Here is a 12,226-nt window from a genome sequence, read left to right as displayed (position 1 = left end):
ACAAGGCAAGAAAATAAGACAAAAAAGCAAAGTTTTGAAAATATTGAGCTAAATTAAGCCTTAATAATCTGCTATTGATACTACTAATACCGCTCCATTGCGATAATCCACGCGTATTTTCTATGGATCTTTTGCGATTCCAACAAAAACGGATTGTTCTTTTTTCTGGTGCAAGATATTTGAAGAGCTAATTTTGATTTCTTTGACAAATTGCAAATGAGGAAAAACATCAGCATATGATTGTAGCTCCTTAGGCGATCCACTTACAATCAATATGCCCTTTTGTTTTATTTCTTGCAAGACTTTTTCATCTACCCAAGAGTTTTTCTTTGGATCTATGTCGATAAAGGTTTTTATTTTGTTTTTGGATTCTGCTTCAAAATAAATAGCAATAATAGATGATAGCCACATATCTCCACCTGTAAATAACAATGGAGTATCATACATATAAGCACTCCAAATATCTTTAACTTGAAAAATAAATGCTTCACTATCTAAATTTTTTCTTAAAGATGTTGTAAATAGCATCATAATAATAAACGCGATAATATATAAACAATGTATAACTACTACAAAAATAGCAAAGAATCTTTGCTTAAAGATTTCATCTGGAATCCAAAAAGTATAAAAAAGCCAAATGCCAAACATAAAAAACAATGGAGTTCCCCACATTGGCAACAAAAAAATACCGCTTATAAAAGAGATAAACATCAGAAGAGCTATAGGACCAAAAGCCATTATAATGAGAAAATACTTTTGCTCTTCAGGTGTAGAATATACCTTAATATCATTGTGGGGGGGGGATTAGATGATATTTTGAATGTAGAAAATTTTGTTCGGCTGATGCAAGACTTTTATATCGTGTGATAAAAAATATATACAATGCTGGAATAACAAGTATAAATTGAGAAAGGAAAAAATAAATTGGATAACCAATATGCTTTACCAAAAAACCATCAGTATTTACACTTGAAATACCCTGCAAGCCACCTCGATTAAGAATATAAGAAATAGCCATAAAATCATTATCAAACATCCATAGTATATGCGGAGTCAAAAGAACTATAAAAACAACAACCCCGATATAAAATTCTTTTTTGCCAAATGCCTTTCGTCCTGTCGGAAGCATACACATCGCAAGAAACGCACAAGCAAGAATCAAAAACATATAATATTTATCCAAAACACCCAATGCAGCAAAAATAGCAGTCAGAATCCAATACCTTAATAAACCACCAAAAAAAGCTTTATAAAAATAATAAGTAAAAGCTGGACACAAAAATAACAAAACAACATTGACATTGTATTCTATCGATGTGAAGTTGTAATAAATAATCGTATCAAGAATGATTGTAGCAAATAGTGCATATTTATAAGAGAGAAAGAATTGAGCTATTTTGTAGATATATACTAACCCAAGCACAACAAAAATTTGACTTAAAATATACACAGATTCTGGTAATTTAAAACATAATACATAAAAATAATACGCCAACCAACCTGAAAGTGGTGGATGCTTATCTGTGCCAAAAACAAAATTTTTGCCCCAAGAAAGAGCTTCCACACAATCAAGTGGAATCACTCCACGCATAAAAGGCAAAAAAGACCACACAACAAAATGACACAATAAAAAAACAAATAAGATTCTACTTTCTTGAGAATCCTTATAATCAAAAATACGCATAAATGCCTTCATTACTGCCATGCTATCATTAATCGCTAATACCGCTCCATTGCGATGACACCACTACGCAATATCTCTTTTGGTTTAAATTTTTGCATAGCTTTTATAAGGCTTGTGATTCTTTGGGGCTTTTCTGTCGCGACAACGATGATGTATTTTTCATTTGCATTAGCTATTTTGCCATTATAAGCTTTTGCAAGGGCTTCTATTGAGGCAAGCTCTTCGTTGATGTCGATTTTGATTAATACACTTTCTTTTTCCAAAAAATCGCCATCTTCACTCACGGTAAGGACAGGTATAAGCTTGTGAAGTTGCTTGATAATCTGCTCTAAAACCCGAGAATCTCCTTGCGTTGCTATGGTGATTCTAGAGAGTGAAGTATTGGGAATTGGCGCGACAGTGAGAGATTCTATATTATATCCCCTACCCGCAAAAAGTCCTGAAACTCGAGCCAAAACGCTATGTTCATTCACAACCGTAACAGCAATTATTTTTCGTTCTTGCATTATCGTATCCTACTTTAAAATCATCTTATTAAGAGGAGATCCGCCCGGCACCATTGGTAAGACATCTTCATATCTGTCAATCACAACATCGATAAGACAAACTTTTTGTGATTGAATAGCTTTTTTGAGCGTGGGTATAAAATCTTGCTTATTTTCTACTCGAAAACCAACGCCACCAAAAGATTCTGCAAGCTTGACAAAATCTGGCTGGAGGCTCAAATCTGTATGCGAAAATCTTTCTTCATAAAAGAAAGTTTGCCATTGTCGCACCATACCCAAATAATTATTATTCAAAATCACATTAACCACCGGAATCCTATACTGCACGCAAGTCATAAGCTCTTGGATATTCATCAAAATGCTTCCATCGCCTGTAATATTGATAATGGTTTTTTTGGATTCTGCATAATACGCACCAATGGCGGCAGGAAAGCCAAATCCCATTGTCCCCAATCCTCCGCTTGTCAAAAACTCTCTTGGGCGCATAAATGGATAAAATTGTGCCGCCCACATTTGGTGTTGCCCCACATCTGTGGAGATGATGGCATCTTTGCTTGTGATTTCTCCTATTTGCTGGATAACCCATTGTGGCTTGATAATCGTATCAGAATCCTCAAAACTCAATGGATAACGTTTTTGGTAAGAGCGCAAATGCTCTCTCCAATCCGCATACGCGTTTGGATCAATCTCTTGAGCCAAGCCCAATAGCTCCAAACAAACCTCTCTCACATCTCCGACAATAGGATAATCAACATCAATAATCTTTCCAATAGAGCTAGGATCAATGTCAATATGCGCTATTTTGGCATTTTTAGCAAATTCGCTGACTTTTCCTGTAACGCGATCATCAAATCTTGCCCCAAAGGATATAAGCAAATCACACTCTTGCATCGCCATATTTGAAGCATAGCTACCATGCATTCCGACCATACCGAGATTTTGAGGATTATTAAACTCCAAAACACCCCTTGCCATAAGCGTCTCAACAGCTGGAATCTGTGAATACTTGATAAACTCTCGTATTTCATGGTATGCATTGCCTAGCACCACACCTCCGCCTATATACATCAAAGGCTTTTTTGAAGTCTGTAATGCTTGGATTAATTTCTTAACCTGTCTTTGATTGCCCTTAAAACATGGCTTATAAGTCTTAAGCTCGATAGATTCTGAATAGGTAAATGCACCAATTTTTGCGGAAATATCTTTTGGAATATCAATAAGAACAGGACCGCTTCTTCCTGTTTTGGCGATATAAAATGCCTCTTTGATAATGCGCGGAAGATCTTGAATGTCTTTTACGAGATAATTATGCTTCGTGCAAGGACGAGAAATACCGACAGCATCAACTTCTTGAAAAGCATCTGTGCCTATCTGCGATATAGGCACTTGCCCACTTATAATCACAAGAGGTATAGAATCCATATAAGCAGTTGCGATTCCAGTGATTGCATTTGTGAAGCCCGGACCGCTTGTAATAATAGCCACTCCTGTTTTCCCGCTAACCCTTGCGTAGCCATCTGCTGCGTGTATAGCTGCTTGTTCGTGGCGAGTGAGTATATGTTTGAAATATGTCTGCTTGTAAATCTCATCATAGATATTTAATACAGCCCCACCAGGATAACCAAATATCACTTCAACTTGCTCTAAATGCAAAGCCTCAATTAGCATTTGAGAACCATTTAAGCTCTCTGCCATATTCTCCTCCAATCCAAATGTAAATATTATTCACTATCAGAAGGAGCTTTAGGATAGCAAAATCTATAACCCCTGCGTCTTACGGTTTCTATCGTTGCTATATTTAGTGGTTTATCCATTTTCTGACGAATTTGATTGATAGCCACTTCGATTACGTTTGGCGTTACAAGCTCTGGCTCTTCCCAAATCGCATCAAGAAGTTGTTCTTTTGAGACGATTTGATCACGATGACGCGCAAGATGAGTCAAAACTTCAAATGGCTTGCCTTTGACTTCAATCTCTCTGCCTTTGTAGGTGATTTTTTCTTCGTCAGGATTAATGATAAGATCATCGATTTCAATAGTGCTTGAACCCCAAAATCTCAAACGAGCCTCAATCCTTGCTAACAATACTTCCAAATCAAGAGGTTTTGCCAAAAAATCATCAGCCCCAAGTCGAAATGTCTGAATCTCTTGCTCTGCTTTTGGCTTATGAGCAAGGATAATAACAGGAACACGCGGAGATTTTGCCTTAATTTCACTTATCAGATCCGTCCCATAGCCATCTTTTAATTTTATGCTTGCCACGATAAGATCATAATTTCGAATGCTAATGTAATATGAACCATCTTTTAAGCTTTCGGCAATATCTGTTTGATACCCCCTATTATTAAGAAAAGCTCCTAAATCATTCTTTAGATCTTCATCTTCAACTACTAGAATACGCATCTAAATCCTTTCTTCTATGAAATCTATTTCAAATCAAGACTTTGTTATAAAACTTAAAAAAAGATTATAGCATAAACTTTTACCAAAAATTTGTGATTTTTATAAAAAAATTTTCTTCACAAATAGATATAAAAGTTAATTTTATATGAAGAAATCAAAAATAGTTTGTTTATTTTTTGTTTATCTTTGTTTGTTATAACTTTACTTAGCCGAGTTCATATAAGTAGCTCGGCTAAACGCATAAAATTACAAGGTAACTCCCACCTTATTTAAATCTATTCATTGTGCGTTGCTCTCCTTTTTGTTTAAATTTAACTCCATAAAATAGCCTAGATTCCTAGAATCTGGGCTTACTTAATCCAAACAAAAATCCAAAAACAATATTGTATGTATTTTAATTTTGAGTGATTGTGGTATGTGTTATAAATAATTCACAAGCGACATTTGGTTGATTCTGCTTGTAGAATTCATAACAGCACTTAGATTTGTCGTGAGATTTGAAAATTTATTATAAGTATCAGCAATGTCAGTCCCTATGTTTTCGCCCTTAAGGCTTTCTATTTGTGTTTTTAAAATCTCTGTTTTATGTATGGAGTTTTCAAAAGTTTTTCCATGAGAGCCATTTAGGGCAATGATTCGCTCAATATGATCACTCAAATGATCAAAAGCCACAATTCCATTTTGTATGCCTTTTTTGCGTAAATCCTCTCCATATGTATCCTTAGCCCCAGCTCTATATATGCCTCTTCTCACAGAATCTATAATCTCATCAACCTCTTTAAAAAAGCTTATCTCTGGAGTATCAATAGTCAGCGCATCATTTGCATTAAATCGCAACGAATTTGTATCTCGCTGGATTTTGTTTTTTGAAAAATCAGTAGTCGTAGAATCATACAGCATTATTTTCATTCTGCTTATAGATCGGATTTTATCCTGAATCTCGATTTTTCCATCAGCACTCATATTGACATCAAGCATACCTTGAGTACCTTTTAGCAATGCCAAATACGCATTTTTTGTCTCTTGGACTACCCCGCCAATTGGAGGTTGCACACTTCTATATGATGCATCATCTTGATTGCTGTAATTTAGCGCGATACTCATAGCATCCATAATCTGCCTATATGTTACATCATCTGGCTTCGTAACGGTGATTCCGGGTGGATCATCAAGTGGATTAAAAAGTGGAATTGTGTAATCCTCGCCATTTTCAAGACTTGGCAGTAGCAAATAAGCCCCCTTGGGATCAAACACAATCCTTGCTTCAACCATCATTCCATTTATATCATTGACTTTAAGCACATAGGATTGCCCTTCAATGCTCGCACCAACGACATCTGAAAGCTTTGTATCACCTGAGGCATACCCGCTTCCATCAGCCAGCACTTGGGATACATTTGAAATAAGCTTTGAGCCTTTGTTTTCAAAAAATGTCCGATCGTATTCCATACCATAATCTGTCGGTATGCCATTGGTTTGTGCGCCATCATGATCAAGTGTTGTGAGCGAAATCGAGAATCCATGCTCGCCATTAAAAGGCGGATCTTTAAAATCATGAGATTGATTTGTTACATTATTGTCGATTATGCTTAGGCGACCCTTTGAAAATGACACATCGATATTGCCACCAAAATGCTCTTTTATCGCCCGAACCAAATCAGAAACTTGCATATTTTTAATATCAAACTTCAAAAATCCTAATGGATTCTCAGAATCTTCATTTACCTTGCCATCACTTGTATTTGGGCGTGTGCCACCGATGAGAAGCGATGAGACATTTGGCGGAAATATATCTTCGAGTTTTGTATTAGATTCTGCGGCTTTATTGTCTTTGGTGATAAATGCTGTCGGAATGTGTGTGTATCTGAAGTCGTAATTATCTGTAACGCCTGTAATTGTCGAAGTGGCAGATTCTGTAAGGAATGGACTTTGATTATATGCTGTAATTCTAGCTCCTGATTTTATGAGCTCATCGATATTATCGACATCAACATCGCTTGAAATCATATGAAAATCAATGCCCGATCGCCCGGGCTGCAAATCCTTAATCTCTATTTGTCCCCATTGATTGAGCGTAATATCAACAACTTTATTAATCGCAGTATTGCCAAACTCTTTGCCAATGCGATCAAGCAAGTCTTGAACGCGTGTGGCTGTCGCCTCGTTTTCAAACCCCTTATCAAGCGCAAACTTTGTCTTAAACACAGAGCCATTTGGGCGCACACCGCGTATATAAAAAAACTCCTGTAAATCATTTGCAGGATTGCTATCATTATCACCTATCAAATCCCGCAGTGTATCTGTGGATTTTATATACACTTCTTCTGATAGATTTGATTTATTTGCTTGATCCATGATTCCGGGGTGAAGCTTGCTTTGATTAAGCATTCGGACATTTGTTGTAATCATACGTTGCTTATCAGAATCTCGCCCAAAAAATAGCTCTTGTCCTGTGATATTATAAGGAACAAGATTGCTTGATCCAAGCAAAACGCTTAGCTTTTCGTCATTACCATAATAATTTCCACTATGATCAAAAGGCGGTTTATCAACCCTACTCCCGCCAAAAAGAAAATTGCCACCAATAGAAGTATTTGCCAAACTGATAAAATGCTCTTTGAGACTTTGCAAGTCATTAGCAATAGCCTCTCTTGAAGCAGTTGAGTGAATGTCATTTGCCGCTTGGATAAGCTTTGTTTTAAATTGCACCATTGTTTGAGAGAGATCATTTAGAGTTTTGTCAGTGTTGAGTGTCGCTGTTTGGGCGTGTTTGGCGACATCAATGCCTTGTGCTAATGTATTAATCTCATTTTCAAATTTTAGATTCTGGTTGTATGCACTTGCATCTTGATAGCCATATTGTATTTTAAGTCCTGAGGCAATTTTTGTATTAGAATCATTTAATTTACTTTGGAGAGCGTTTTGATAATAATTCATTTGGTTGTATTTTGTCCCAAATGTAATACGCATACCTTTTTCCTTCCATGTCAATGAGTTTATATTGATTCTTTTAGATTCTAGATTCTTGTTTGTTATCCTTGACTTGCATCAAGCAAAAAAAATGCCAAACTTAGATCTCACTTTAGATTCTCATCAAAAATCGCCATTTTGTGCTTTTATTTAAATCAAACCATATCGCATAAATCATCTTGTATAAATCGTGATAAAAAGCTATTATGAATTAAAATTGAATCAAAATGAAGTTGAAAGCTGGTGTCCTCGGCGGGATTCGAACCCACGACCTTACGATTAGGAATCGGACGCTCTATCCTGCTGAGCTACGGGGACAAACCCCATAGTTATGGGGGGAAGATCTGTGTTATTTTTTAGCTACAAGATCTTTAAGGCTTTTTCCTGGTTTGAATTTAGGAACATATTTATCACTTGTTTTGTAAGTTTTATTGCTTCCTGGAACTTTTCCTGATTTACCTTTTTGAAGAACTGTCTCAAATTTTCCAAATCCAACAAGTTCAATACTTTTTTTCTTGCTAAGTGCTTTTTCAACAGCACCTACAAAAGCATTTACAGCTGTTTCAGCGTCTTTTTTGCTAGAGTATTTTCCAGCATCTTTTACAAATTCTACAAATTCTGCTTTATTCATGGTTATCTCCTGTATTGATTTTAAAGCAGGCTTATTTTACACACTTTATCCCCCAAAATCAAGGGTTTAGCAACTATTTTTTAATTTTTTTATGCTTTTTTGCGACATTTTTAGGCATTTTGAGCGCATTTACTTAAATCTGCCCGTAATCCTTTAAGAATCTTGGAGGATTTGAAGGATTTTTGTCTTATAAAGATTAAGTTTTTCTTCTGTTGTGGCTTCAAATCGAGTAACCAAAACTGGCGTTGTATTGCTTGCGCGCACAAGCCCCCAACCATCTTCAAACACAATTCGTATCCCATCTATATCGATAAGCTTTTTTATCGGTGGAAAGTCTTTTGGGGGGTTATTGAGTTTTTGCTTGAGATTCTCAATTTGAGTAAATTTCTTATCCTCAGTGGTATGGATTTTTTCTTCAGGAGTAGAAAAATAATGTGGCAATACCCTAATTTGCTGCTCTAGCTCTTGTGGCGTAGAATCTAAAAACAATTCAAGCACCCTCAAAGCCGCATACAATGCGTCATCATAGCCAAAATATCTGTCATTAAAAAACAAATGCCCACTCATCTCTGCTGCCAAATGAGCGTGAAGCTCTTTGAGTTTGACTTTGAGATTGCTATGCCCTGTTTTATACATTACAGATTGTCCGATTTTATCGATTTCATCATACATTGCTTGTGAGCATTTCACTTCTCCGATGATGATTGGCTTTGCTATTGTTTTGGCGATATTTCGCGCAAATAAAATCGCAAGCTCATCGCCTTTGTAGCTGTGATTTGGCGTCACAAGCGCAATCCTATCCGCATCTCCGTCAAATGCAATACCAATCTGAAGCTTATGTGATGTGAGAGAATCTTTTAAATCTTTGAGATTTTTTTCTTCGCTAGGGTCTGGGTGGTGGTTTGGAAAAGTGCCATCTGGATCTTCAAAAAGACTGATATGCTTGATATTTAATCTATCCAAAATCTCCTCTAAAGCAATCGCCCCAACGCCATTTCCATAATCAAACACAACCTCATAAGGAAAATTTTTTAAATGCTTAAAATGCGATACAAAATAATCCTGATAAAGCCCTAAAGCATTGAGTGTATGCACTTTTTTATCGCTACAAACATACTCTATATCAAGCCCTGCTAGCTCTTTGCCTAATTGTCGTATCATCTCACCATAAAAAGGCTCTTGATTGAGCGTGATTTTGAATCCATTATATTCTGGTGGATTATGGCTTCCTGTAATCATCACAGAGTTTTTGATATCTTCTTGAAATGTCGCAAAATACGCAACAGGTGTAGGAATCATACCGATAAAATGCACTTCGCAACCACTATGCAAAAACCCATTTTTAAGCCATTCAAATAGCACTGGTGAATGCACCCTCGCATCATAGCCAATAGCCACAGAATCCTGCTTGTTAGCTTTGATTTTTTTGCCAAGCAAAAAACCGATTTTAAACACGCTTGATTGCACGAGATTCTGGTTATAGATTCCGCGAATATCATATTCTCTAAAAATACTCATATCCATAAGTTACTCCTGTTGTTTTGGTTGATTAGATTCTACATTGCTAGATTCTGTACTCATAGATTCTATGGTTTTAGATTCTGGATTCTCCTTTGCAAGCAAATCACTTGCCTGCTTACAAAGCAATCTCCAATCACTTTGTTTTGTGATCTTTAAACAATACCCAAAATATGTCAATGCTTCTTGTGTATTGCTTTGCTCATTATAGAGATTTCCGATTTGATAGAGCACTTTTTGCTGATTTTCTTCATCAAGCTTGCTAGAATCTATATTTTTCAAAACCCCAATCGCAAGCTCTTTTTTGTTTGATTGAGACAAGGCAGAAGCAAGCGCAAAATCCGCATAAGGCGTGAATTGATCAGTTTTAAACTTTTTTTGCATATCGATTATGTGTTGCGCATAAATTTGTATTGCGGTGAGATCTTTATCATCATTTGCGTATTCAAGCATTTTTGCATATACAGGAAGCATACGTTCATCTTGTGAGAAATGCTGCTCCAAAAATGTAAATATTTTTTTGGCTTCGTTTTTGGAGCGCAAAGTATAAAGAATCTCAAATGTATCAAATGCCACATCATATTTTGTTTTCAAATCTATCGCAAGATTAAGCGCATCTCTTGAGGCAAGAGAGGCGTTTTTGGGATCTCCTAGTGTGTAGAGATTTTTGGCGATTCGAGAGAGCCATTCAAGCTTAAGCCTAGAATCCTGCGTGTCTTTAGCCATATTTTTAGAGATTTCGCGCGCATTTTTGTGTAATCCTGCTTGAGTGAGACAATCAAATGCCACAAGCTTTTGCTCCGCACTCAAATCAAAATCATCTAGCCTGATAAGATAAGTATTTGCTTGAGCGCAATTATGCGCGCCTAAAGCTTCTTTGGCAAGCTCATTTAGGGCTTTATTTTTATACGGACTTTGGGCAGAATCTTGAAACAAATCAAGCACTTTTTGGTATTGCTGCTGCTTGAGTAATATTTGAGCGATCAAATCTGTGGCTTTTTGGGATTGTTTTGTGTTTGGATAGGTTGAGCGGATATATTCATAGCGAGTGATTTTTTCATCATCACTACCACTCACATCAAACAAAATCTTATCATCGCGCTTCTTCACATCTTCTGAATATTTGGATTTATCTCCGTATGTTTGGATATATAGCTCATTTGCCTTATGAGCCAAATCGATATTTTTAGCCTCTAAATAATACGCCCCGAGCGCATACATGTATTCTTCTTGTTGCGCTTCATCTTTGGAATTTTTTGCCATAAAATCTATAATTTTAGCAGCTTCAGCAAATAGATTATTTTTGCCAAGTGTGGCTATCAGCTCTTGTGTGTCTGGATATGTGAGGAAAAATTCTGGATATGCGTCTAAAACTTTTGTTATAAGCTCAAGCGCATCTTCTATGTCTTTATTTTTTATCTCTGCTAACGCCCATTCTATCGCGATTTCGCTCGCGCTATCCAAATCTTTTGCCTCTGTATATGCTTTTTGGAAATACAAACTTGCATGTGTTGGGGCATTTTTGGCTTCATAACTTTTGGCAAGCTGCATTTGTGCGAGCGGGGCGTATTTTGATTGTGGGTATTCGTCCATGATTCTGCGATAATAATAATCCGCCTCTGCTTGCGTGTCGTCTTTTTTGTAAGCATTAGCCAAAATATACAGCACCTCTGGTATGTCTAAATCTGATGCAAAAAGCTTAATCCACTCAAGTGCTGCATTAATGAGCGGATCTTGATCGGAGAGATTTAAATGCGTCATCGCAATAATCCTCTGATATGACAAATCGCGACGAAAAATGGAATTTGGATTTGTGGCAATTGCTTCATTGATTTGACTCAATGCCCTTGCATAATCTTGCTCTTGCATAAGTTTTTGTATCTCTGAATAAACGACAAAATCCTTATCTTTTGTCATTTTAAGCGGGCTATTGTTGGTATTAAGCTCCGGAATAAATGGCGTTTGTGCAGATTGGATTTTGACAGGAAAATCTAGACCATTTTTTGACTGGGTTTGCGACAAAAATGGTATATGCTCTTTATAGCCGATCACTTGCCAAATCTTAGCTTTTTTGGGGTGAGCTTTATCGATCTCAAAATCCCCTCTTGGATCTTTTTTGATCCCAAATAGTTTTTGGTGGTATTTAGGATAGATATACAGCCAAAAATGCCCATCAATCATTTTGTAAGAAAGAGAGAAAAAGTTATTTTCTAATCCTGCAAATCCACGATCTGGAATCCTATCAATCACGCATTCTATCGATAAACTATTTTCATACACATCTGTAATATCCGTGCATGCAAATTCCCAATCGTTTTTCAAGGTCAAAACCGAAAAACTCTCTCCGCCCTCTTTGCCATAAGTCGTAGAAATCTCAAGCGCATATACAAAATGTGGCAAACATACGCACATAAAGCAAATAAGCCCATAAAGCCATGCTACAAAATTAAAATTTTTGAATTGATACATGCCTAATTTATACACACTCTGCCCTTTCAAAAATCAAACAAGAATC

At 36.5% G+C, this 12,226-nt stretch carries 9 protein-coding genes and 1 tRNA gene; all 10 read right to left on the bottom strand.

The window, feature by feature from the left end; all coding sequences use genetic code 11:
• Window positions 1-120: 120 nt before the first annotated feature.
• A complete protein-coding gene (locus tag DY109_RS06940) occupies window positions 121-711 on the bottom strand; it encodes a hypothetical protein (RefSeq protein WP_147291176.1) in 591 nt (196 codons plus the stop codon).
• Between the two features lie 76 nt (window positions 712-787).
• Window positions 788-1,684 carry a glycosyltransferase family 39 protein gene (locus DY109_RS06935; RefSeq protein ID WP_181894624.1) on the bottom strand — a complete coding sequence of 299 codons (897 nt, stop codon included), beginning with the start codon at window positions 1,682-1,684 and terminating at the stop codon, window positions 788-790.
• A gap of 35 nt (window positions 1,685-1,719) precedes the next feature.
• On the bottom strand, window positions 1,720-2,190 hold the full coding sequence (gene ilvN / locus DY109_RS06930) for an acetolactate synthase small subunit (RefSeq protein ID WP_023949101.1): 471 nt from the start codon (window positions 2,188-2,190) through the stop codon (window positions 1,720-1,722).
• A 9-nt stretch (window positions 2,191-2,199) separates the two neighbouring features.
• The gene (locus tag DY109_RS06925) at window positions 2,200-3,885 is read right to left on the bottom strand and encodes an acetolactate synthase large subunit (protein WP_023949099.1); all 1,686 of its coding nucleotides are present in this window, start codon (window positions 3,883-3,885) and stop codon (window positions 2,200-2,202) included.
• A gap of 26 nt (window positions 3,886-3,911) precedes the next feature.
• Complete coding sequence (hsrA, locus tag DY109_RS06920; RefSeq protein ID WP_023949097.1) at window positions 3,912-4,592, bottom strand: homeostatic response regulator transcription factor HsrA; 681 nt, start codon at window positions 4,590-4,592, stop codon at window positions 3,912-3,914.
• 420 nt (window positions 4,593-5,012) lie between these two features.
• Window positions 5,013-7,562 carry a flagellar hook-associated protein FlgL gene (gene flgL, locus DY109_RS06915; protein WP_023949095.1) on the bottom strand — a complete coding sequence of 850 codons (2,550 nt, stop codon included), beginning with the start codon at window positions 7,560-7,562 and terminating at the stop codon, window positions 5,013-5,015.
• 241 nt (window positions 7,563-7,803) lie between these two features.
• Window positions 7,804-7,880: transfer RNA gene (locus DY109_RS06910), tRNA-Arg, on the bottom strand.
• A gap of 31 nt (window positions 7,881-7,911) precedes the next feature.
• Window positions 7,912-8,193 (bottom strand): HU family DNA-binding protein, encoded by a 282-nt coding sequence (locus DY109_RS06905; protein WP_023949091.1) that lies wholly within the window; start codon window positions 8,191-8,193, stop codon window positions 7,912-7,914.
• A 153-nt stretch (window positions 8,194-8,346) separates the two neighbouring features.
• Window positions 8,347-9,717 (bottom strand): phosphomannomutase/phosphoglucomutase, encoded by a 1,371-nt coding sequence (locus tag DY109_RS06900; RefSeq protein ID WP_023949087.1) that lies wholly within the window; start codon window positions 9,715-9,717, stop codon window positions 8,347-8,349.
• A gap of 3 nt (window positions 9,718-9,720) precedes the next feature.
• A complete protein-coding gene (locus tag DY109_RS06895) occupies window positions 9,721-12,195 on the bottom strand; it encodes a tetratricopeptide repeat protein (protein WP_034550054.1) in 2,475 nt (824 codons plus the stop codon).
• Window positions 12,196-12,226: the final 31 nt, after the last annotated feature.

Source organism: Helicobacter fennelliae, assembly GCF_900451005.1.
GTDB classification, from domain to species: domain Bacteria; phylum Campylobacterota; class Campylobacteria; order Campylobacterales; family Helicobacteraceae; genus Helicobacter_B; species Helicobacter_B fennelliae.
This window is presented reverse-complemented; position numbering and strand designations above follow the sequence as displayed.